This window comes from Cryobacterium levicorallinum (genome assembly GCF_004402405.1).
GTDB lineage: Bacteria > Actinomycetota > Actinomycetes > Actinomycetales > Microbacteriaceae > Cryobacterium > Cryobacterium levicorallinum.
This window is the reverse complement of sequence record NZ_SOFE01000022.1, coordinates 235,816-257,557: the sequence shown is the minus strand read 5'-3', so window position 1 is coordinate 257,557 and position 21,742 is coordinate 235,816. Positions and strand designations below refer to the sequence as shown.

Genomic DNA, 21,742 nt, shown 5'->3' with positions numbered 1-21,742 from the left:
ATCCGTCGTGTTTGAAACTTTCTTTCCCCAACTGATCGGTCTGTGCACCGGAGCCCTGCTGCTGACCAGCGCGCTCATGGTCTGGCGACACTCCCTACTGGCGTCCATCCGTCTGCTCGCGCTGCAGGGCGTCGCCCTCGCCGCGCTCGTTGCGGTGATCGGCATCGCCGAGGGTGAGTCCGAACTCGTGCTCGTGTCGCTGCTCATCCTCTCGGTCAAGGGCATCGGACTGCCCTGGGTGCTCGCGCACCAGTCCAAGGCGTCGATCAAGCAGATTCAGGAGTCACCCCGGCTCAATCCGACCGCCGCTCTGCTGGCCGTAACGCTCCTGACGATTCTCAGCTACGTCGTCGTCAGCCGGATCTTCGGGCTCGGAGACACCACGACAGGCCATGCCGCCCCGATCGGGCTGGCCATGGTCCTGATCGGCTTCCTGCTGCTGATCAGTAGGCGTCGCGCCCGCTCGCAGCTCATCGGCTTTCTGCTGCTCGACAACGGCATTGCCACCATCGCGTTTTTGACCAGCGGCGGCGTGCCGATTCTGCTCGAGTTCGCGGTCTCCCTCGACGTGCTGCTGGTCGTGCTCATTCTGCATGTTTTTGCCGGCCGCATGCGCACCAAGTTCGGCGGCACCGCCGTCGATCAGCTCAGAGAGTTGCACGATTGATGTCAGTTATTCTGTGGATGCCCCTCGTCGGCCCACTCGTCTTCGCCGGTCTCAGCCTGCTCCTGCGCGGGTCTTCGCTCCGCCGTTTCGTCGGTGTCGCCGCATCGAGCGCCGTGCTGGTTTCCGGCCTGTTCCTGATCGGTGCCGTGCTGGGCGGCGATGTGCCCTCCGCTGGCGGCGGCATGCTGCGCGCCGATGCTCTCTCGGCCTATATGCTCAGTGTCGTCGGAGCGGTCGGACTCGTCTCCACCTGGGGTGGTCTCAGTAGCGCGGCGTCGAGCCGCACCCGGGATGCCGCCGGCTACGAAGCGCTTATCGCCCTGTTCCTGGCCGCTATGTCCCTCGCCGTGCTCGCCGACAGCATCGGCCTGATGTGGGCGGCCGTCGAAGCCACGACCATCGCCACCGCCTTTCTGGTCGGCCACCACCGCACGCGGCGGTCGCTCGAAGCCGCCTGGAAATACGTCATCCTCGGCTCGGTCGGTGTCGCGATCGCGCTGCTCGGCATCGTGCTCATCTACGCCGCTTCGGTCGGCACCGACACCCCCACCCTGTCCTGGCGTCTACTGAGCCAGGCCGACCTCGGCCTCGACCCAGCACTCATCACCGCCGGCGGTGCCCTCGCCGTGCTCGGATTCGCGACCAAGTCCGGCCTGGCCCCGATGCACAGTTGGCTGCCGGATGCCCACAGCCAGGCTCCAGCGCCCGTTTCCGGCCTCATGTCCGGCGTACTTCTCTCGGTCGCCCTCTACGCCATCCTGCGCATCCAGTCGATCACCAACCTCGTGATCGGCCCGGAGTTTCTGCGCACCATGCTCTGCATCGGCGGGCTGCTATCCCTGCTCGTTGCCGCATCCCTGCTCATTCGGCAACGCGATTACAAGCGGATGCTCGCCTACTCCAGCATCGAACACATGGGGCTGATGGCGATCGGTGTCGCCATCGGCCCGGCTGCCCTCCCGTCGGTGTTGCTCTACATTCTCGGCCACGGCTTGATCAAGGCGACCCTGTTCGTCATCTCCGGACGCATCCTGAAGATCGAGGGCACCCCGGTGATCGCCGATGTGCGGGCTCTGCTGGTGCGACGACCCGGGCTCGCCATCCCCTGGCTGATGGCGATGGCGGCGATCGTTGGCTTTCCCCCGTTCAGCATCTTCTTCTCCGAGGTCGGCATCATCATGGCCGGCTGGTCGGTGGGACTCGGCGGAGTAGTCGGCGCGGCCCTCCTGCTGCTGCTCGTCATCTTCGCCGCCTTCACCCGGCTGACCGTGCAGATGACCATTGGCGCTCCCGCGGCCACCGTGCCCCCTAGCCCCCAGGCGTTCACGCCGGACTATTCCACCCACGGTCCAATTTTGCCCATCATCCTGGCCCTGGCGACCACAGCGACGATCGCCTTCGTGGCCGAGCCGGTCGGCACCCTGTTGCTGCAGGCCACAGCCGTTCTGGGAGGTACCAACTGATGCGCGATGACCGACGAGCCAATGACATGACGCCTGAAGACCACGCCGCCGATGAGTTGGCCTCCGGCCGCTCCACCGAACGCGGTCTGGCCGCCGGCGACGGTGCCGAGCTGCGCCACCTCGACCGTTCGAGGCTGGCGACAACAGCCGGTGCCCTGTTGGATGCCGGCAGTCGTCTGGCCCTGATCGCGTGCCACGAAGACAGCGACCAGTTTCGCATCGTGTATTCCTTTGTCGGAGCGGACCCGTCCCTGCGCGCTGATCTGTCAGTGAGCGTGCCACGCACGGACGCCTGGATTCCCAGCCTCGCCGAACTGTCGTTTTCGGCCGGGAACTTCGAGCGGGAGATTCGCGATTTGTACGGTGTAGAGCCGCGGGATCACCCGCAGCCCCACCGGTTGGTGCGCCACGGCCACTGGCCGCGCGGCTGGTATCCGATGCTCAAGGCCAACTCTGTCGTACCCGAGTTCGAGCCCGACGTGGAATCCTTCCCATTCGTCCCGGTCGAAGGTCCCGGGGTTTATGAGATCGCCGTCGGACCGATTCACGCCGGGATCATCGAGCCCGGACACTTTCGGTTCTCGGTCGTCGGCGAGACGATCGTGCGCATGGAAGCGCGCCAGTGGTACCTGCACCGCGGCGTCGAGAAGGTCTTCGAGGGCAAGAACGCGGCTGAGGGCGTGCTGCTCGCCGAGCAAATCAGCGGGGACACGGCCGTCGGCCACTCCCTCGCCTTCGTCATGGCCGTCGAGCAGGCCACCGGCACCCCGGTCTCCGAACCCGACCGGCTGTTGCGGGCCTTGCTCCTGGAACTGGAGCGGCTGTACAACCACATCACCGACCTGGGCTCACTCGCCAACGATGTCGGCTTCGGCATCATCGACGCGCACGCTCAGGGCCTGCGTGAGCAGCTCATGCGCATCAACAAATCGGTCACCGGGCACCGCCTGCTCCGCGGCGCTCTCAGCATCGGTGGCACCAGGGTCACCGCCCTGCCGAACGCCGACGATCTGGCGCGCATTGCCGCCGCCATGGCCGAACTGGCCGAGATCACGCTCGGCCACGCCATCGTGCGCGGCCGCTTCACCGGCACGGCCCGCCTGTCCCGGGCCCATGCGACCACGCTTGGCACGCTCGGCTACGTCGCCCGCGCCTCCGGAATCGAGACCGACGCTCGCCTTGAGCATCCGTTCGTCAATCTCGGCGAGGTCTTTCACATCGTGACCGAGGACGGCGGCGACGTGCTCGCTCGCTACACCGTGCGCGCTCGGGAGGTCGAGGTGTCGACGGCCATCGTGCTCGACTTGCTGAAACGACTGCAGGGGCACACGGGGACCGCGTACAGCGTCAACCCGACCGCGGCCGGAACCGGGCTGGCCCTCGTCGAGGCCTGGCGGGGTACGGCAACCCACCGAGTCGAGCTCGCCGCCGACGGCACGCTCGCCCGGGTCAAGATCGTCGACCCGTCGTTCCTGAACTGGCCCGCCGTGCCGCAGGCCCTGTCGGAAACGATCGTTCCCGACTTTCCGCTCACCAATAAGAGCTTCAACCTCTCCTACGCCGGCAACGACCTGTAGGCCGCGTCCGGCGGGCTGGCCGCGGCGAGCGGGTGTTACTCCTGCTCGAGGTGGCGTAGCAGTGCGTGCGAGTCGGTGAGGCTGGCCAGCACCATGCGCTTGGCCGCGGCCAGCAGCTCCACCGCGCCCTGGTCGCGCAGGGCATAGAAGATGGAGTTGCCCTCGCGCCGGGTCACCACGACCCCCGCCCGTCGCAGCACACCGAGCTGCTGCGACAGGTTGGACAGCTCGCAGCCGAGTGCCTCGGCGAGTGATCCCACCGAGCGTTCACCGGCGACGAGCTGTTCCAAAACCTGCACCCGCAACGGATGCCCGAGCGCCTTGAACAGGTCGGACTTCAATTGGGCGGCGGGCAAACCAGAAGACAACACAGGTTCAGTATATCGTTACCTAATGATTCTTTCAATTAGATGGCTGCCGCTGAATACGTAACGCTGAATCGCCCTTAGCGGAGGTGCAGCACCCCGTCATTCACGAGGGCACGAGTGTAACCGAGGCTGTTGCCAAGCGCGTTCGGGTGAAAGTTGGCCGGCGCGAACGGGATCAGCGCATCAAATGCAAAGTATGGAACACGCGACCCGATGCCGTGTGCGGCGAATTCCTGCGCGGTATCGACAAAGTGGATGCGTGGCGTCGCCATCGCCGCGACGGATCCCGCGATAACAGTGTTCAGCACGTCGGTGGCACCATTGAGCACGTCACCCAGCGGGGAGTATCCCGGCTTGAACTGGCGTGGATAACTGAGCACCGCGATCTTCGCCTGCGGCAACGTCGCCGCCACGAGACCGTAGGTGCCCACGAGCTTGGGGGCGAGAACGTTCAGCTGAGCCACACTGTTTTGGATGGCACCGAGGCAGACCGGACTGGTCGGGTCGGGCGCACACGCCGCCAAAACGATGGTGGAGCCGGCATCGATGCCGCCGACGGTCAGCGTGACCAGAGCGGTACTCTGGCTGACCCCGAGAAGCTGAGCGGGAACATCCACTGTGCTGGCTCCGGAACAGGCTTTGTTCGACACGAGATTGAACGGACTGACCAGGTCCGCGAAGATCGGGTAGCTGGCACGCTTGGAACGCAGGCACGCGGTGCCGTCCAGCACGTAGGGCGGGGCACCCTGACCCGAGGTGAACGAGTCGCCGAGAGCGACGTAGCTGGTTGCGGAGGCTTTGACGGACGGAGAGGTCTGCGCAAGCGCCGGGGCGCTCACCGCGCCGGCCAGCAGGGCAACAGTGACCAGGGCGACAGCGCCGAGGCGAGGCAAAAACCGTGAAGTCAATCGTTGATTTGTCATGCCACGAACGTAGACCCGGTGCTGGGCCTCAACAAGGCGTGCGCGGGCCGTCTTTCGCGTCAGGAACGCGAAAAGGCCCGCACTGCAAGCAGTGCGGGCCTTCCGTCTACCCGACCGACCTGGCGAGAGGTGATCGGGAGATCTATTGGGGCACGGTTTAGTCTTACGCCTCGGTCGAAGCGTCTGCGCTGTCGGAAGCCGCAGCGCGACCTTCGGTGTCAGCAGCCTCATCGAGCACCGGAGCGAGCGAGAGCTTGCCACGGTCATCGATCTTCGTGATTTCCACGAGAACCTTCTGGCCGACGCCGAGCACGTCTTCGACGTTCTCGACGCGCTTGCCACCGGCAAGTTTACGCACCTCGGAGATGTGCAGCAGACCATCCTTGCCCGGGAGCAGCGAAACGAAGGCACCGAACGCGGCGATCTTGACGACGGTTCCGAGGAACTGCTCGCCAACCTCGGGGTTGGTCGGGTTCGCGATGGCGTTGACCTGGGCGCGAGCGGCTTCGGCTGACGGCCCGTCGACGGCTCCGATGTACACGGTGCCATCTTCCTCGATCGAGATGTCGGCACCGGTGGTGTCCTGGATCGAGTTGATCGTCTTGCCCTTCGGGCCGATCAGCTCGCCGATCTTGTCGACCGGGATCTGCACGCTGATGACGCGCGGCGCGGTGGGCGCCATCTCGTCGGGAGCGTCGATCGCCGCGTTCAACACGGAGAGGATCGTGGCGCGGGCATCCTTCGCCTGCGTCAGCGCGCCGGCCAAAACTGAGGCGGGGATGCCGTCGAGCTTGGTGTCGAGCTGGATCGCGGTGATGAACTCGCTCGTACCGGCAACCTTGAAGTCCATGTCGCCGAGGGCATCTTCGGCACCGAGGATGTCGGTCAGCGCCGCGTAACGGGTCTGACCATCAACGGTGTCGCTGATCAGGCCCATGGCGATACCGGCGACCGGGGCGCGCAGCGGCACTCCGGCGTTCAGCAGCGACAGGGTCGAAGCGCAGACGGAACCCATCGAGGTGGAACCGTTGGAGCTGAGCGCCTCGGAGACCTGACGGATAGCGTACGGGAACTCCTCACGCGTGGGCAGCACGGGGACCAGAGCACGCTCAGCGAGCGCTCCGTGGCCGATCTCGCGACGCTTCGGCGTTCCGACCCGGCCGGTTTCCCCGGTCGAGTAGGGCGGGAAGTTGTAGTTGTGCATATAACGCTTTTTGGTGACCGGGTTCAGCGAGTCGATCGACTGCTCGAGCTTCAGCATGTTCAGCGTGGTCACGCCCAGGATCTGGGTTTCACCGCGCTGGAAGATGGCCGAACCGTGCACGCGCGGGATGACCGCAACCTCGGCATCGAGCGGACGGATGTCCGCAAGCCCACGACCGTCGATACGGATGCCCTCGTTGAGCACGCGTGAGCGAACGACAAGCTTGGTGACCGACTTGTACGCCGCGTTAACCTGGTTGTTGGCGCTCGCGTCGAGCTCGCCGGCTTCAACCTTGGCCGCGATGGCGGTCTTGACGGATGCCTTGAGCGCGTCGTCAGCGTTCTGACGCTCGACCTTGTCGGCGATCGTGTAGACCGTCTTGAGCTGGTCGTAGGCCAGCGCGGCGACCGCGTCGTAGGTGGCCGGCTGGTACGGCGGGAAGAGCGCGAAGTCGGCGGTCGGCTTGGCGGCGGCATCCGCTACCTGCTGCTGCGCGAAGACGAGCTGCTTAATGAAGGGCTTGGAAGCCTCGATGCCCTGGGCAACGACGGCTTCGTTCGGCGCGATGGCGCCGCCCTTGATCAGGTTCCAGGCTGCGTCGGTCGCTTCGGCCTCGATCATCATGATCGCGACGTCCTGCACACCGTTGGCGTCCGTGACAACACGGCCGGCGACGACCATGCTGAACACGGCGTCATCAAGCTGCGAGTGCTTCGGGAAGGCAACCCACTGGCCGCCACCGTTCTCGTCCGGGACGAGGGCGACGCGAACGCCACCGATCGGCCCGGAGAACGGCAGACCGGCGAGCTGCGTCGACATGGAGGCCGCATTGATCGCGAGCACGTCGTACAGTTCGTCGGGCTCGATGGCCAGAACGGTGATGACAACCTGGATCTCGTTGCGGAGACCATCGACGAACGACGGGCGCAGCGGCCGGTCGATCAGACGGCAGGTGAGGATGGCGTCGGTCGAGGGACGACCTTCGCGGCGGAAGAAGCTGCCCGGGATGCGGCCAGCTGCATACATGCGCTCTTCGACGTCGATGGTGAGCGGGAAAAAGTCGAAGTTGTCCTTCGGCTGCTTGCTGACGCTCGTGGCGGAGAGCAGCATCGTCTCGTCGTCAATGTAGGCGGCGGCAGAACCCTGCGCCTGCTGGGCGAGACGCCCGGTTTCAAAACGGATGGTGCGCTTGCCGTACTTGCCGTTATCGATAACGGTTTCAGCGAACGTGATTTCTGGACCCTCCATGTGGGGGTTTTCTCCTTTAAGTTTGCTTCTCGCCATGCTGGCGACGAAGGCTCGCGTGCCCGTATGACAGGCGAGTTGGACGGGTTGATCTCACAATCAACCCCGCCAATTCTAACAGAACTGTTAGAAAGCGCCCATCAGGCCGACGGCCTAGCCGGCAACCGGCGTGGCAGCATCCGTCGTTCCGATGGGCACAGCCGCTGCGGCGGCCGACAATGAGGCGTGGGTGGGCCCGGAAGGCACGGTGGCCGGTCGATTTTTGGCAAACTCGCGGCGCAGCACCGGCACGACCTCTTCGCCCAGAAGGTCGAGTTGCTCTAGCACGGTTTTCAGCGGCAGACCGGCGTGATCCATGAGGAAAAGCTGGCGTTGATAGTTACCGACGTAGTCGCGGAAACCGAGGGTGCGGTCGATGATCTGCTGCGGGCTGCCGACGGTGAGCGGGGTTTGCTCGGTAAAGTCTTCCAGCGACGGGCCGTGTCCGTAGACGGGTGCGTTGTCGAAGTAGGGGCGGAATTCCTTCACGGCGTCCTGGGAATTCTTGCGCATGAAGACCTGGCCGCCGAGACCGACGATGGCCTGCTCGGCGGATCCGTGTCCGTAGTACTCAAACCGCTCGCGGTAGTAACCGACCATTTTCTGGGTGTGACTGGCCGGCCAGAAAATGTGGTTGGCGAAGAAGCCGTCACCGTAGAAGGCGGCCTGCTCGGCGATCTCCGGGCTGCGGATACTGCCGTGCCAGACGAAGGGCGGCACACCAGCGAGCGGGCGTGGCGTTGATTGAAAATCCTGCAGCGGGGTGCGGAACTGGCCTTGCCAATTCACCACGTCTTCACGCCAGAGTTTACGCAGCAGCGCATAGTTCTCCAGGGCCAGCGGGATGCCCTGACGGATGTCCTGGCCGAACCACGGGTACACCGGGCCGGTATTGCCGCGACCGAGCACGAGATCGACCCGACCCTCGGACAGGTGCTGCAGCATCGCGTAGTCCTCGGCGATCTTCACCGGATCGTTGGTCGTGATCAGGGTGGTCGCTGTCGAGAGGATGATGCGGCTCGTCTTTGCTGCGATGTAGCCGAGCATGGTGGTCGGGGACGACGGCACGAAGGGCGGATTGTGGTGCTCACCGGTGGCGAATACGTCGAGGCCGACTTCTTCGACCTTCTGTGCGATCGTGACCATTGCCGAGATGCGCTCGTGCTCGGACGGTTCCCGCCCGGTCGTGGGGTCAACGGTGCGATCGCCGACGGTGAAGATTCCGAACTGCATGTAAACCTCCAGAAAAATCAATGCGTTTGCATTGATATTACCAGTAACTGCGGCCGGGTTGACCGCATTCCCGGCAGTAAACCGCCCCGAACTGGTGCCATGAGAATGGGTGGCACACGTTCCAGTGTCAGACAAAGTATTAGTGACTGAAATGAGGATGCGCCGATGCAGGGACTCGCGCGGGTGGCGGCAGCCGGAATGATGCGTGCCTGGGCCGCGATCAGCATGCAGGGCAGCGTCACCATTCCGCAGCCCAGCGACACCCCGGTGGCCCACTCCCCCGGCATCGACAGCGATCGCATTCTCGTGCTCGGCAGCGGGCCGGCCGCCGGCTGGGGCGTCAGCAGCCACGATATCGCGTTGCCCGGTTCGCTCGCTCGGGCGCTTTCGGGGCGCACGCAGCGCGGAGCTGACGTCGCCCTCATTGCCAGCTCGATCGGGCTGCTGGCCTCCGCGCAGGTACAACTGCGCGGAGCTGACCTTCGACGCCTCGATGCGATCGCCGTCGTTCTGGGCGTCGGTGACGCCCTACACCTCACGGCCGAGCGAACCTGGCAGGCCAACCTCACTCGACTCCTGAATTTTATCGAGCGACACACGAATGACAGCGCGTACATTTACGTTCAGGGTATCCAACCCATTCGTGCCATTCCGATCTTCAACAGCCTCGGCGGAACAATCGCCGACCGGCACGCCCGATCGCTCGACGCGATCACCGAACGGGTCTGCCTGTCGATGCGTCGCTCCGTTTTCGTCCCCGTGGCGGACGTCGAGTTTCTAGCCTCCGCTGGTCTGTCGGATTCCACCGATTATCGCCACTGGGGCGAATTTCTGGCCAAGAAGATGGCGGGGCGTCTGGACGTCGTGCAGCGCAGCCGCTATCCGGTGCCGCTCGGATCCACCGATGCAACGCCCAGCACGGCGCCCATCCGTGGCGGTGACCGGCGCCGCCTCAGACGCGGCTGTGACACCCGGTTGGATCATATTGTGGCGCTGGCGCAGCAGTCTTTCGGCACGACATCCGCTCTCTTCGCTATTCGGGACAGCAATCGCCTGCAGATTCGGTCGAGTACCGGCCCAGCCTTGCCGAGCCCGGCTTGGAGCGATTCGATGTCGGCGATAGTTGTGCGCGCACGCGGTGCAGTCATCGTGCCCGACACGCTCGCCGATCAACGCCTGCGGCGCAAAGCCTTCGTCACCGGCGCGCCCCACATGCGTTTCTATGCCGGATTCCCCATCGAAGCGGCCTCGGGCGAGCGCATCGGCGCCCTCGGCGTGTTCGATCCGAAACCGCGCGCGGACTCGGGGTTCGATGCTGTCCTCCTGCGCCAGCTCGCCCTCATGATTCAGGAAGAGATGAACACGAACGGCGAGTTCGCCGGCTAGTCGACGGGCTTGGTCGCGGCGCCAGCTTCGACCCTGGCCGCTTCGGCAGCAGCCGCACGCTGCTTGATGCCGAGCACAGAGTGGCGGCGACCGTAAGCGAAGTAGACGAGGAACCCGACGGCCAGCCACACCCCGAACCGTGCCCAGGTGAGGGTGGTCAGGTTGAGCATCAGCCAGACGCAGAGCACGGCCGACAGGATCGGCAACACCGGCGAGAACGGCACCTTGAACGCGCGCGGCAGGTCGGGACGCTTCTTGCGGAGTACGACGACGGCGATACTCACCAGCACGAAGGCCGACAGTGTTCCGATGTTGATCATCTCTTCGAGCACCCCCACGTCGGTGAGCCCGGCGATGAGAGCGACGGCGGTACCGGAGATGATCTGAATGCGCGCCGGCGTGCGGCGTTTTTCGCTCGTGACGCTGAGCCAGCGCGGCAGCAGGCCGTCGCGGCTCATGGCGAACAGCACGCGGGACAGGCCGAGCAGCAGCACCATGATCACGGTGGTGAGGCCGACCAGGATTCCAATCGAGATCACCTGAGCGGCCCAGCCGGCGCCGACCGCGACGAATGCGGTCGCGAGGGAGGCGTTCGGGTCGTCGGCCAGTACAGTGTACGGAACCATGCCGGTGAGGACGAGACTGACGCCGAGGTAGAGCACCGTGACGATCGCCAGGCCAGCGAAGATGCCGCGCGGCAGGGTCTTCTGCGGGTTCTTGACCTCTTCGGCGCTCGTAGCGACCACATCGAAGCCGATGAACGCGAAGAACACCAGGGATGCACCGGCCAGCAGGCCGAACAGGCCGTACTGCGCCGGGGCCGCCCCAGTCATGAAGGAGAACAGGGACTGCATCCAGACGTCGCCCTCGCCGCCGGCCCTGGCAACTTCGGCCGGAATGAACGGCGTGTAGTTCGCGGTGTTGATGAAAAACGCGCCGACGATGATGACGAAGACCACGATGGCGACCTTGATGATCGTGAAGACGCTGGCGACGCGGGCGGAGAGTTGGGTGCCGAGCACGAGCAAGGCGGTGAAGATGGCGACGATGACGAAAGCTCCCCAGCTGACGTCGAGGCCGATCACGGTGATCGTCGCTGGAATGTTCCAGCCGGCCAGATCGAACACGGTGCTGAGGTAGATGCCCCAGTACTTGGCGATGACGGCGGCAGCCGTGAGCATCTCGAGAATGAGGTCCCAGCCGATAATCCAGGCGAGCAGCTCGCCGAGGGTCGCGTAGGTGAAGGTGTAGGCGGACCCGGCGACGGGCACGGCCGAGGCGAACTCGGCGTAACACATGATCGCGAGGGCGCAGGTGAAGGCGGCGAGCAGGAAGGCCAGGGTAACCGACGGTCCGGCGAAGCTGCCGGCTGCCTTGGCGCCGACCGAGAAGATTCCAGCTCCGACGGCGACCGCTACGCCCATGATCATGAGGTCCCAGGTGCCGAGTGTGCGTTTGAGGCTGTGGCCCTTTTCCAGCGAGTCTGCTATCGAATCTTCAATACTCTTGGTGCGCCTAAGACTCATGCCGATTTCCGTTCGTTATTGCCAACCACCTATGTTAGCAAGCCGCTGTTCTACCCCCGCTCGGCGGCGGCACACACAACGGGCCGCCACCTAAAAGGTGACGACCCGTTGTGAAGAAGTTCGCGTTGTCAACGCTGCATTCGCTTCGTGCAATTAAACAGCGCGAAATTAGCGACGCAGGCCGAGGCTGCCGATCAGTGTGCGGTACCGAGTGATGTCGATGTCCGACAGGTAACCGAGCAGACGGCGACGCTGACCAACCATAAGAAGCAGGCCACGACGTGAGTGGTGGTCGTGCTTGTGCTCTTTCAGGTGCTCGGTGAGGTCAAGAATGCGCTGCGTGAGCATTGCAATCTGAACTTCCGGGGACCCGGTGTCGCCTGGGTGGGTAGCGTACTTTTCGATGATCGCCTTCTTAGCATCTGGTTCGAGTGCCATAAAGTGGGATCCCCTTTCTCTCACTGCGCGGTGCCCTTGGCAGGATGCCTGAGCTCTCTTTATCCGCGGCCGTTGAACGGCAACCTTGATACCCTAGCAGAGCACCCGGGTAAACCCGGCACACCCTCCCGTTTTGGTGCCATGCGCCCGGTCTATTCCCGCCCGCTCATAGCGCTACAGTGGGGGAACAATCGAGGAGGTGCATGAACATGGGTACGTTGCTCTATGGCAATCCGGGTATCGTAATCACCTTCGACGATCGTGCCCTCATGCACCTGCAGATCGTGATCAGCACCAAGCTGCGGCGCCGGGAGAGTTTCATTTTCACCTGGTCCGATTCGGCCGACGAGGGAAGTGGTCGCAGCGCGATCTGGCTCGACCCGACGAGCACGCTCTACTACCGATATTTTGGCAGTCGCACCCCGTCGATCAACCGGGACTGGATCGAAGCCCTCATGCTCTCGGCCAACAGTGCCGGCGGCCTGGCGTTCATCGCCGAGCCGACACCGTCGCCGAGCATCAGCGCGAAGACGCGGCGCTAAGCGTCGGGGACTGCGCTGCTCTGGGGGCGATGGCACCCAGCGCGTCGGCCAGCGCGTCCAGAAAATGGTCGGCGCTGGCGATACTGAGACAGAGCGGCGGCTTGATCTTGAGCACGTTTTTGAAGTCGCCGGTGGGCTGCACGATGCAGCCGCGCAGCAGTAGCTCGTCGCAGAGCCGCGCGGCCGCGCCCGTCGCCGGAGTGAAGGCGGCGCGGTCGCTGACCAGCTCGACGCCGAGGTAGAGCCCCATTCCGTACACCGCACCGATCAGATCGAAGCGTTCGCCGAGCCGTTCCAGGCCCTGTTTGAGATGCCGGCCGACGACCTCAGCATTTTGTTGCAGGCCTTCGTCACGCATGATGTCGAGCACGGTCAGGCCGATGCGGCAGCTCAGCGGGCTGCCGCCAGCCGACGAAAAGAACGGTCCCTCCTCGCTGAAGCGCTCCGCAATGTCGCGGCGGGTGATGACCGCGCCGAGCGGATGCCCGTTGCCCATCGCCTTGGCGATGGTGATGATATCGGGAACCACTCCTTGTTGCTCGGTACCCCAGAAGTGCTTGCCGAGCCGGGCGTAGCTCACCTGCACCTCGTCAGCGATGCAGAGTGCGCCGCGGGCGCGCATCCGCTCGTAGACGCCGGCCAGGTAGCCGTCGGGCAATAACACGCCGCCGGCATTGCCGAATACGGGTTCGGCGATGAACGCGGCTACCGTGCGCCCGGCGTCGGCCAGGTCCCGCAGATCGCCGTCGAGGTCGTCGAGGTACTGCGGGGCAGACTGCATGCCCTGATATTTGCCGCGCACGGCGTTCGGCGCTTCGACCAGGTGCACCCAGTCGGGCCGGGTGTCGAGCGCCCGGGGGTTGTCGGCGACCGAGGAGGAGACGGCATCCGCTGCCAGCGACCAGCCGTGATAGGCCTCGCGCACCGCGAGCACGGTGTCCTGGCCGGTGTAGCTGAGGGCGAGGCGCAGGGCGAGGTCGACGGCCTCGGTGCCGCTATTGACCAGAAAGACGGTGTCGAGCGGGTCGGGGGCGAGTGCGGCGAGGCGCTCGGTGAAGCGCACAAGCTCCTCGTAGTGAAAGCGGGAGTTGGTATTCAGCAGCGACCATTGGCTGCGCGCGGCCTCGGCAATGCGCGGGTGCCCGTGGCCGACTGTCGTGACATTGTTCACCATGTCGACGTAGGCCTGGCCGTGAGTATCGATGAGGTGATGCTGCCAGCCACGTTCGATCTGCGGCGGGGCTTGGTAATAGTGTTCCTGCACGCGCGCAAAGGACTGGTCCCGGCGCTGCAGCAGGGCGCCGGCATCGGCCAGTGAACGGGCGGTTTCCAGCCCGAGCAGCGCTGACGGGTCGGGGCAGACCCGCTGCCAGAGCGCCGCGTGTGACGGTGCGGCGAAGAACGGCGGGCGGATGCCGCGAAGCCGGCTGGTCTGCAGGGTCACGCGGGCCACTCGGGCGGCGTGGCGTGCACCGGCCGAACTGGCCTGAGCCGCACCGAGAGCGGTACCGAAAGCGGTACCGAGAGCGGTACCGAGAGTCGTTCCGGCTTCGACGGTTTGGCCGTCGATCGCCGCGGCGTCGATGCCGGTCAGCCACAGGTCAAAGTGGGCGGCCTCGAACCGCACCGTGTCGGAATCGACGACCACAACCGTCCCCACGATCGGCGCGGTGATGTGGCTGCCGGCCGGCAGGATCACCTCGACGCCGAGGGCCAGGGTGACGGATTCCTCGGCCGTGTTGATGCGCGTTTGGGAGAGCCGGTATTCGCCGTAGCGGGTGACGGCGTGGCCGAGCTGGGCTGCGGCATCCGCTGTAATGCGCGCATCAATGTCCGGTTCCAGCCAGACTCCGGCGTCGTAACCGGCGCTCGTCACGGACAGGTCGATGATGGCCGCTGGATCGAGCGGCCCAGCCAGGGGGTAGTCGGTTGTCATGATGGGGGCGTCGGTGCCCGCCAACATGAACCGGATGAGGGCTTCGACCTCTGCACCATCAAGGTCGGCGGCCGTGGCGAAGGCGAGCCACTCGCGGGCGCGGTTGGCGTCGGCATAGTCGTTGTCACCGTCGAGCTGCACCTGCGCTTCGCCGCTCACCACGAGCACCGCCGTGCGCAGCACGATGAGGGGCCAGAGAGCGGTGAGTTCGGCGTCGGAGAGCGGCACCTGCCTGGCGAAGGCATCGATGGTGTCGAGAATGGCCAGCGGATGCCGCGGGCTGCGATACAACACACAGGCGCAGGTCGCGGCGAGCTCGGCAACGAGCCAGCCCTGGGCGACGTCGCCGAAGTCGATGACGCCGGAGATGCTGTCGCCGTCCCGGCTCACTACGTTGTCGTCGGTCAGGTCGCCGTGGATCGTCTGCACGCGCAGGTCACCCTTGAGCGGGGCGAGCTGCATTCGGGCGGCGTCGGTCACGGTGCGCAGATGTTCGCGGCGCGCGTCGTCATTGACCTGGCCGAGGAGTGCGTCGATGACCTCGCCCCCACGCCGGAGGTCCCACTGCAGAAAGCGGTCGGTTCCCGCATGCTCGAAGTTGGACAGGCCACGCACGATCCGGCCGGCCACATCGCCGAGCGAGCGCACCTGCCCTGCCGTGAGCCGCACCGAATCGGTCAGCGGATGCCCGTCGACGTAGGTCAGCAGGCGCAGGTCGAGGGTCTGCCCGTCGATCGTGATGCGCTGGATCTCGTTGCCGTCGATCGCCCTGACGGCAGCGGGCAGGTCCAGGCCCAGATCGCCGAGGTGCGCCAGGGCAGCGTTCTGCGCCTCAAGCTCGACGGCCGCGGTGGCCGGGTTGGAGACCTTGAGTACGACCGTGGCGGCATCCGTGTAAATGCGAAAGTTGCGGTCCTGGTTGCTGCCCAGCTCGGTGACTACGCCGATGACGTTGAACCGCTCGCGGGCGAGATCGGCCGCCTGGTCGAGCGTTAGGCGCGGGCGCGGCAGGTGGAAGTGGCTCTGCTCGGTCATGGTTCTCCAGTCATGCGGGTGGCAGCGGTGGCACGAGCAGGATGGGTTTAGCGCTTGCGCACGAGCCGCTTCGGCAAAATGGCGCGTGGGGCATCCGGGGTGTTCCAGGCCTTGGCGATGGCCCAGGCGACGGCAGCGATCGGCACCGAGAGCACGGCACCGACAATGCCGCCGAGAATGGTTCCGGCGGTCAGGCCGACCAGGATGACGAGCGGATGCAGCTTGAGTGACTGCGCCATGACGACCGGCTGCAGAAAGTTTCCCTCGAGCTGGTTGACGGCGACCACGATAATGAGCACGATGAGCGCCACGACCGGGCCACTCGCGACCAGGGCCACCAGCGCGGCGAGCACTCCGGCCGCGGTCGCTCCGATCAGCGGAATAAACGCTCCGAGGAACACGATGACCGCGAGCGGCAGGGCGAGCGGAACCTGCAAAATGGCCAGGCCGATGCCGATCGCGGTGGCGTCGACGGCGGCGACGATCGCGGTGCCACGTACGTACCCGCCCAGCACGCGCAGGGAGGTGTGACCGATGCGTCGGCCACGGGCCAGGCGCTCGCCCTTGAACGGACTCAGGAAGAAGTTCCAGATCTGGCCGCCGTCCTTAAGGAAGAAGAACAGAATGACCACGAGCAGCACGGACCCGGTGATCAGTTCAAAAACAGCGGATGCCCCGGCCAGCGCCCCCGAGCCGAACTGACTGCTGGTGAGAAAATCGACGACACTATTGCGGGCGTCGGTAATCTGCTGCTCGTCGACCTGGATCGGTCCGTCGATGAGGAACTGTTGGAGCTTGTCGATGCCCTCGGAGGCCGAGGAGAACAGTTCGTTCCACTGGTCGCGCACAGCGAACACGATGAGCGTGATGATGCCGCCGAACACGGCGATGCCGCCGAGCAGGGTGATCCAGGTGGCCAGAATAGCGGCGACGCCGCGCTTGCGCAGTCCATTGATCACCGGACTCAGAGCCGAGGCAAGGATGATGGCGATCAAGACCGGGATGACGACGAGCTTGAGCTGCACGAGTCCGTAGATGACGGCGGACGCGAGCACGATGACGAGGAGAATCTGCCCGCTGCGCAGGCCGAGCCAGCCGAGGCGGTCATTCAGCGGAGTGCGAGGAACCAGGGGCGTGGGGTCGTCGTGTGCGCGCATGCACCCAGCCTAGACAGGCATCGGGCAGAAACCCCGATCGACCGGCTACTTCATTTGATTTCGGTGAAGGTGCCCGCCACCGCTTCGAGTACGGCTTCGTCGCCGGCGTAGATTCCACTGGCGCGCGGCCAATGGCTGATGACGTCGGTGAAACCGAGGTCGGCAGCGCGGCCGACGGCATCCTCGAACGCATTCATGCTCTGCAGGGAATATGTTCCGCCGCTGTCGAGTGAGAGGTAGCGGTCGATGGCGGCCGGGTCTCGGCCTTCAGCGGTCGCCACGTCGTCCAGCCGGTGAGTGAGGCCGCGAACGCCCTCCCACCAGTCCTCCCCCGAGGCTCCATCCTGGCCGGTCGTCACCCAGCCCTGCCCGAACAGACTGACCAGTCCCAGGCCTTTGGGGCCGTTGGCGGCGATGACGAACGGCACGCGTTGGCGCACCGGGGCGGTCGACTTGGGCAGCACCATGCGCGCATTGACAGCCGAGTACCAGTCACCAGCGAAACTGATTCCCGCGGTGGAACCCGCCTCCTCGCCGCGTAGCAAGAGGTCGAGGTCGGCGACGAATTCGGCGAACCGTTCGTGCCGCTGCCGGGGCGTGTACTTGGGCTGGCCCAGAACGGTGGCGTCGAACCCGGTGCCGCCCGACCCGACCCCGAGCAGAAACCGTGCGTTCGACACGTCGTCGACGGTGGCTATGTCCTTGGCAAACGGCACCGGATGCCGAAAATTCGGTGAGGAGACAAAGGTGCCCAGAACGATGCGTTCGGTCACGGCCGCTGCGGCGGTCAGGGTGGGAATGGTCGCATTCCAGGGTTCGTCGACGAGCGACCGCCAGGACAGGTGGTCGTAGGTCCAGGCGTGGTCGAAGCCGTACTGCTCGGCACCGAGCCACTTCTCGCGCGCACGCGGCCACGGGTCTTGCGGGAGAATGACGATTCCAAAGCGCATGAGGCGAGTCTATTCAGCGGGGCGCTTCGACCTGTTGCGATGTCGGTGCCCGGTGCCAGACTCTGCACATGGACACTCCGCAGATTCACACTCCGCAAATCCACACTCCGCAGATCTACACGCCGCAGATCTACACGCCGCAGATCCACCCATACTGCACGATCGTGCCGCCGTACCTGCTGATGCGATTGGCACAACTAGACGTTCCCAAATTCGCACGGGCCGCGGCTGCCGCCAGGGACTCGCTACTGCGGGACTCGCGGATTCGGCAATTGCGCGATGGCACGCATCCACGCGCCCACCCGAGTGCGCGCAGCCTGCCCACCCGCACACCGGGGGAATCCGATCGCACCATTTCGGATGCCGGTGGCCTCGAACGCCTACCCGGTCGCCGGGTGCGCACGGAGGGTCAGCCGGCCGGAACCGACCCTGCCGTGACCGAGTCGTATGACAGCCTCGGAGCCACCCAGGCGATGTACTGGAATCAGTTCGGACGCGACAGCATCGATAACGGTGGTATGCCGATGGATGCCACGGTGCACTATGGCCAGAAATACGACAACGCCTTCTGGGACGGTGAACGCATGGTGTTCGGCGACGGAGATGGCCAGGTTTTCAACCGGTTCACCATTTCGCCGAGTGTGATCGGTCACGAGCTCACGCACGGCGTCACCCAATTCACGGCGAACCTGGAGTACGAGGGTCAGTCCGGCGCGCTCAACGAGTCCATTTCCGATGTGTTCGGCGCGCTCGTCGAGCAAAATCTGCGGGGACAGCCGACCAGCGCGGCCAGCTGGCTGATCGGCGAGGGCCTATTCACCGAACAGGTTGAGGGCATCGCCCTGCGCTCGATGAAAGCGCCCGGCACGGCCTACAACGATGATGTGCTTGGCAAGGATCCGCAGCCGGACAGCATGGCCGGTTACATCGAGACGGACGACGACAACGGCGGGGTGCACCTCAACTCGGGCATTCCCAACCGCGCCTTCTATCTCGTCGCCGAGGCCATCGGCGGCAACGCCTGGGAAATGCCGGGCCGCATTTGGTATGACACGCTCACCGGACCGATGCTTCGCCCGCAGAGCGATTTTGCTGCCTTCGCGGCGGCGACGGCGGATACCGCGGCCCACCTCTATGGAAACGGTTCGACCGCCCACGACGCGGTCTTGCGGGCCTGGGCGACGGTCGGGGTAGTGGCCGCCGTTCCCTCGCCGCTGCCCAACACGACCGGCACTCCGAGCGCCCCTGGTATCTCCCTGCCGCCAGCGTATTCGGCACCTCTCGTCGACCCGCTGGCACCGATGCTGCCGGAGCCGCCACGCGGGCCGACCGCGGGGCAACCATCGGGGTAACCTTTCGGTATGAAAGTCATTGTCTCGCGCAGCGGCGGGATGGCCGGGATCCGCCTCACCTGGGAAGTCAGAGTTGAAGAGCAACCCGACCCCGCAACCTGGGCGGATTTTCTCGATTCGCTGCCCTGGGACGACGTTACCGACAGCGTGGCAACTGCAGACCGGTTCGCCTATCGCATTCGATGCGCCCCGCACGAGGTGGTGCTCGCCGAGCCCGAGGTCAACGGTCCGTGGCGCGACCTGGTCAACCGCGTCAAGGCCGCCAACGGAATGTAGGCGGCCCTGAACCGGCGGTGGTGCTGGTTATTCTTTCGATCGACGGCCCCAGCGGGGGCGACGGGCTGGATCATCGGTCAGCGCGGCCTCGATGTGGCCGTCGACCTGAACGCCGAAGTGGTCGTCGAAGTTCTCCTCGAGGTGCGCGGTCACGGTCTTGCCGATGCGGCGCGCCATCTCCTCCCGACGCTGACGACGTTCAGCGCTGACCAGAACCTCGTGCTCGATGCGGAACGCCTTGTAGGTGGCAATACACATACCGATCATGACGATGCTGACCGGTATCGCGGTCAGAATCGCTCCGGTTTGCAGGGCAGCGAGTCCGCCGGCCAGCAGCAAGGCGATCGCGACGATTCCGCCGAGGCTCGCCCACATGATGCGGCTCCACTTGGGCGGGTTGGTGTCGCCACCGGAGGCGAGCATGTCGATCACGAGCGAGCCAGAGTCGGCCGAGGTGATGAAGAAGATCGCCACCACGATGACCGCGATAACCGAGAGGATGCCGCCGAGCGGCAGCTGGCCGAGGAAGTTGAACAGCACGTTCTCGGAGATGATTCCGACCGCGGGGTCGAAGAGACCGCCGCCGTCGCCTTCCCAGGCCAGTTTGATGGCGCTGCCGCCCATAACGGCGAACCAGACGAAGGTGACCAGGGTAGGCACGAGCAGCACGCCGGCGATGAACTCACGCACGGTACGGCCGCGCGAAATGCGTGCGATGAAAACACCGACGAACGGCGCCCAGGAGATCCACCAGCCCCAGTAGAAGATTGTCCAGGCGCCCTGCCAGTCGATTCCCGCCTGGCCGGTGAAAGAACCGGCGTCGAAGGTGAGGCCGACGACGTTTTGAAAATACCCACCGATGGACTCGACGAGTAGACGGAACAGGTAGAGCGTGGGGCCGAGGGCGAGTACAGCGATCAGCAGCAGCCCGGCCACGCCGAGGTTAATGTTGGAGAGCCATTTGATGCCCTTGCCGACTCCGCTCACCACGGAAACGGTGGCGATGGCGGTGATCACGATGATGAGCACGACAAGGAGGGTGTTGTTGACTTCACCCACGACGCCGAGGTAGCTCAGGCCGGCCGCAATCTGCTTGACCCCGAGACCGAGTGAGGTCGCCACGCCGAACAGGGTTCCGACGATGGCAATGACGTCGATGGCGTCACCGAGGCGGCCCTTGACCCGGTCACCGAGGAGCGGCTCCAAAGCCCAGCGGATGGATACCGGACGGCCCTTGCGGTGGATGGAGTAGGCCAGCGCGAGTCCGACGACGGCGTAGATTGCCCAAGCGTGAAAGCCCCAGTGCAGGAAGGTCTGCGACATGGCGGCGGCGGCGAGCTCCTGCGAGTCTCCGGTCACGCCGGGTTTGGGGTTGGTGAAGAAGGTGAGCGGCTCGGCCGCTCCCCAGAAGACGAGGCCGATGCCCATGCCGGCGGCGAACAGCATCGCGAACCAGCTCATGATGCCGAATTCCGGCTTGTCGTCGTCCTGGCCAAGTTTGATGTCGCCGAAGCGGCTCGCGCCCATCCAGATGGCGAATACCACGAAGGCGGCCACGATGACCATGTAGTACGGTCCGAGACCGGCGACGACCCAACCCTGCAGCAGGGCGAGCACGCTGCCGGTGCGTACCGGGAAGGCGATGGCGACGATCACGACGGCCAAAATGATGCCGAGGGCCGGATAAAACACTCGAGGTGCCGGAATAACAAATCGCCGGGGTCGGGGGGGACTGATTTTCGGCGTTTTCGCCGGTACTTCGGGTAGCGCACTCACTGTGAAACTTTCTCAAAGAATAGATTGTGGCGAACGAAAGAAACCGTTGCTGAGCCGCCAGGCATGTGCCCCGCTGGGCAAATTTCCAGCTTACCGGTAAAGCGTGCCGCAAAGTGGGGCAAGAGATTTTCTTAGGAACAGGCCGACTTTTGCCGATGCACCCCTCGATCGGGGTCCCGGATCGTGTGATTATGGACCATGACCTACGACGATGTCGACGCCACCCACAATCCCGTGCACACTCTCACGGAAGAGGAATGCTGGAATGCCCTGCTCTCGGCGAGTCTGGGCCGCCTCGCGGTCGCCGTCGGCGGCGTTGCCGACATCTTTCCGGTGAATTTCGTCGCGGCCGATCGTCGGCTGCTGTTTCGCACGGCAGCCGGCACCAAACTCGTAGAACTGACCGTGAACCACACGGTGGCCTTCGAAACGGATGGCGTGGGTCGCGACGAAGCGTGGAGCGTCGTCGTGCACGGAACGGCACGGGCGCTCGACTCCCAGCACGAGATTGACGCGGCCGCCGCCCTGCCGCTTCGGCCTCTGATTCCCACGGTCAAGCCGACCTTCGTCGAAATCATGCCAACAACGATCACCGGGCGACGGTTCACCCTCGGCCCGGAACCCACAACGGCGCTGATGTAGAGCCGGT

18 protein-coding genes are annotated in these 21,742 nt (G+C 65.0%); 8 read left to right on the top strand and 10 right to left on the bottom strand.

Annotated elements, in window-relative coordinates; genetic code table 11:
• Positions 1 to 7: 7 nt before the first annotated feature.
• Genes E3O11_RS11620 through E3O11_RS11610 form a run of 3 tightly spaced genes read left to right on the top strand, consistent with a single transcriptional unit; the run spans position 8 to position 3,707 of the window.
• Positions 8 to 667, top strand: coding sequence for a hypothetical protein (locus E3O11_RS11620; RefSeq protein WP_092449961.1), 660 nt, complete (start codon positions 8 to 10; stop codon positions 665 to 667).
• Positions 667 to 2,130, top strand: a complete 1,464-nt coding sequence (locus E3O11_RS11615; RefSeq protein WP_092449962.1) for a proton-conducting transporter transmembrane domain-containing protein — start codon at positions 667 to 669, stop codon at positions 2,128 to 2,130. Before E3O11_RS11620 ends, E3O11_RS11615 begins: the two co-directional genes overlap by 1 nt.
• Positions 2,131 to 2,156: 26 nt before the next feature.
• Entirely contained in the window at positions 2,157 to 3,707 is a 1,551-nt protein-coding gene (locus tag E3O11_RS11610) for a hydrogenase large subunit (protein ID WP_092450141.1), read from the top strand.
• Positions 3,708 to 3,742: 35 nt separating this feature from the next.
• Here E3O11_RS11610 and E3O11_RS11605 read toward each other — a convergent pair whose 3' ends face one another.
• From E3O11_RS11605 to E3O11_RS11590, 4 genes are all read right to left on the bottom strand, one after another.
• Entirely contained in the window at positions 3,743 to 4,078 is a 336-nt protein-coding gene (locus E3O11_RS11605) for an ArsR/SmtB family transcription factor (protein ID WP_198414356.1), read from the bottom strand.
• 74 nt (positions 4,079 to 4,152) lie between these two features.
• Entirely contained in the window at positions 4,153 to 4,998 is an 846-nt protein-coding gene (locus tag E3O11_RS11600; RefSeq protein WP_166787572.1) for an SGNH/GDSL hydrolase family protein, read from the bottom strand.
• A gap of 163 nt (positions 4,999 to 5,161) precedes the next feature.
• Positions 5,162 to 7,450: a polyribonucleotide nucleotidyltransferase gene (locus tag E3O11_RS11595; RefSeq protein ID WP_092449966.1), complete on the bottom strand. Its 2,289-nt coding sequence runs from the start codon at positions 7,448 to 7,450 to the stop codon at positions 5,162 to 5,164.
• A 150-nt stretch (positions 7,451 to 7,600) separates the two neighbouring features.
• Positions 7,601 to 8,719 (bottom strand): LLM class flavin-dependent oxidoreductase, encoded by a 1,119-nt coding sequence (locus E3O11_RS11590; RefSeq protein ID WP_092449968.1) that lies wholly within the window; start codon positions 8,717 to 8,719, stop codon positions 7,601 to 7,603.
• Between the two features lie 165 nt (positions 8,720 to 8,884).
• Between E3O11_RS11590 and E3O11_RS11585 the strand changes: the two genes are divergently transcribed.
• On the top strand, positions 8,885 to 10,105 hold the full coding sequence (locus E3O11_RS11585; protein WP_092449970.1) for a hypothetical protein: 1,221 nt from the start codon (positions 8,885 to 8,887) through the stop codon (positions 10,103 to 10,105).
• Here E3O11_RS11585 and E3O11_RS11580 read toward each other — a convergent pair.
• Together E3O11_RS11580 and rpsO are read right to left on the bottom strand one after the other, a co-directional pair.
• Entirely contained in the window at positions 10,102 to 11,631 is a 1,530-nt protein-coding gene (locus E3O11_RS11580; protein ID WP_092449972.1) for an amino acid permease, read from the bottom strand. The two genes, E3O11_RS11585 and E3O11_RS11580, sit on opposite strands and share 4 nt — an antisense overlap.
• A 168-nt stretch (positions 11,632 to 11,799) precedes the next feature.
• Complete coding sequence (gene rpsO / locus E3O11_RS11575) at positions 11,800 to 12,069, bottom strand: 30S ribosomal protein S15 (RefSeq protein WP_092112143.1); 270 nt, start codon at positions 12,067 to 12,069, stop codon at positions 11,800 to 11,802.
• A gap of 203 nt (positions 12,070 to 12,272) precedes the next feature.
• Here rpsO and E3O11_RS11570 point away from each other — a divergent pair, with 203 nt between their 5' ends.
• Positions 12,273 to 12,611 carry a DUF7882 family protein gene (locus tag E3O11_RS11570; RefSeq protein ID WP_307725686.1) on the top strand — a complete coding sequence of 113 codons (339 nt, stop codon included), beginning with the start codon at positions 12,273 to 12,275 and terminating at the stop codon, positions 12,609 to 12,611.
• On the opposite strand, the gene E3O11_RS11565 is transcribed toward E3O11_RS11570, so the two are convergent.
• The 3 genes from E3O11_RS11565 to E3O11_RS11555 are packed head-to-tail and all read right to left on the bottom strand — an operon-like array spanning position 12,589 to position 17,689.
• The gene (locus tag E3O11_RS11565; protein WP_092449974.1) at positions 12,589 to 15,582 is read right to left on the bottom strand and encodes an aminotransferase; all 2,994 of its coding nucleotides are present in this window, start codon (positions 15,580 to 15,582) and stop codon (positions 12,589 to 12,591) included. The two genes, E3O11_RS11570 and E3O11_RS11565, sit on opposite strands and share 23 nt — an antisense overlap.
• A 47-nt stretch (positions 15,583 to 15,629) precedes the next feature.
• On the bottom strand, positions 15,630 to 16,739 hold the full coding sequence (locus E3O11_RS11560; RefSeq protein WP_092449976.1) for an AI-2E family transporter: 1,110 nt from the start codon (positions 16,737 to 16,739) through the stop codon (positions 15,630 to 15,632).
• Positions 16,740 to 16,789: 50 nt separating this feature from the next.
• Positions 16,790 to 17,689: an LLM class flavin-dependent oxidoreductase gene (locus E3O11_RS11555; protein ID WP_092449979.1), complete on the bottom strand. Its 900-nt coding sequence runs from the start codon at positions 17,687 to 17,689 to the stop codon at positions 16,790 to 16,792.
• A 182-nt stretch (positions 17,690 to 17,871) separates the two neighbouring features.
• Between E3O11_RS11555 and E3O11_RS11550 the strand changes: the two genes are divergently transcribed.
• Both E3O11_RS11550 and E3O11_RS11545 read left to right on the top strand, forming a co-directional pair.
• Positions 17,872 to 19,041, top strand: a complete 1,170-nt coding sequence (locus E3O11_RS11550; RefSeq protein ID WP_233195243.1) for a M4 family metallopeptidase — start codon at positions 17,872 to 17,874, stop codon at positions 19,039 to 19,041.
• Between the two features lie 9 nt (positions 19,042 to 19,050).
• Positions 19,051 to 19,317 carry a protealysin inhibitor emfourin gene (locus E3O11_RS11545; RefSeq protein WP_134467618.1) on the top strand — a complete coding sequence of 89 codons (267 nt, stop codon included), beginning with the start codon at positions 19,051 to 19,053 and terminating at the stop codon, positions 19,315 to 19,317.
• Between the two features lie 27 nt (positions 19,318 to 19,344).
• Here the strand turns inward: E3O11_RS11545 and E3O11_RS11540 are convergent, their stop codons facing one another.
• Positions 19,345 to 21,009 (bottom strand): BCCT family transporter, encoded by a 1,665-nt coding sequence (locus E3O11_RS11540; protein WP_092449982.1) that lies wholly within the window; start codon positions 21,007 to 21,009, stop codon positions 19,345 to 19,347.
• Between the two features lie 282 nt (positions 21,010 to 21,291).
• Here E3O11_RS11540 and E3O11_RS11535 point away from each other — a divergent pair, with 282 nt between their 5' ends.
• On the top strand, positions 21,292 to 21,735 hold the full coding sequence (locus E3O11_RS11535; protein ID WP_092449984.1) for a pyridoxamine 5'-phosphate oxidase family protein: 444 nt from the start codon (positions 21,292 to 21,294) through the stop codon (positions 21,733 to 21,735).
• The last annotated feature ends 7 nt before the right edge of the window (positions 21,736 to 21,742 follow it).

Coding starts and splice junctions, on each gene's coding strand:
- E3O11_RS11545 (WP_134467618.1), top strand. CDS start 19,051: ATGAAAGTCATTGTCTCGCGCAGCGGCGGGATGGCCGGGATCCGCCTC.
- E3O11_RS11610 (WP_092450141.1), top strand. CDS start 2,157: ATGACGCCTGAAGACCACGCCGCCGATGAGTTGGCCTCCGGCCGCTCC.
- E3O11_RS11570 (WP_307725686.1), top strand. CDS start 12,273: ATGAACATGGGTACGTTGCTCTATGGCAATCCGGGTATCGTAATCACC.
- E3O11_RS11550 (WP_233195243.1), top strand. CDS start 17,872: ATGCGATTGGCACAACTAGACGTTCCCAAATTCGCACGGGCCGCGGCT.
- E3O11_RS11615 (WP_092449962.1), top strand. CDS start 667: ATGTCAGTTATTCTGTGGATGCCCCTCGTCGGCCCACTCGTCTTCGCC.
- E3O11_RS11535 (WP_092449984.1), top strand. CDS start 21,292: ATGACCTACGACGATGTCGACGCCACCCACAATCCCGTGCACACTCTC.
- E3O11_RS11585 (WP_092449970.1), top strand. CDS start 8,885: ATGCAGGGACTCGCGCGGGTGGCGGCAGCCGGAATGATGCGTGCCTGG.
- rpsO (WP_092112143.1), bottom strand. CDS start 12,069: ATGGCACTCGAACCAGATGCTAAGAAGGCGATCATCGAAAAGTACGCT.
- E3O11_RS11565 (WP_092449974.1), bottom strand. CDS start 15,582: ATGACCGAGCAGAGCCACTTCCACCTGCCGCGCCCGCGCCTAACGCTC.
- E3O11_RS11595 (WP_092449966.1), bottom strand. CDS start 7,450: ATGGAGGGTCCAGAAATCACGTTCGCTGAAACCGTTATCGATAACGGC.
- E3O11_RS11600 (WP_166787572.1), bottom strand. CDS start 4,998: ATGACAAATCAACGATTGACTTCACGGTTTTTGCCTCGCCTCGGCGCT.
- E3O11_RS11580 (WP_092449972.1), bottom strand. CDS start 11,631: ATGAGTCTTAGGCGCACCAAGAGTATTGAAGATTCGATAGCAGACTCG.
- E3O11_RS11590 (WP_092449968.1), bottom strand. CDS start 8,719: ATGCAGTTCGGAATCTTCACCGTCGGCGATCGCACCGTTGACCCCACG.
- E3O11_RS11560 (WP_092449976.1), bottom strand. CDS start 16,739: ATGCGCGCACACGACGACCCCACGCCCCTGGTTCCTCGCACTCCGCTG.
- E3O11_RS11555 (WP_092449979.1), bottom strand. CDS start 17,689: ATGCGCTTTGGAATCGTCATTCTCCCGCAAGACCCGTGGCCGCGTGCG.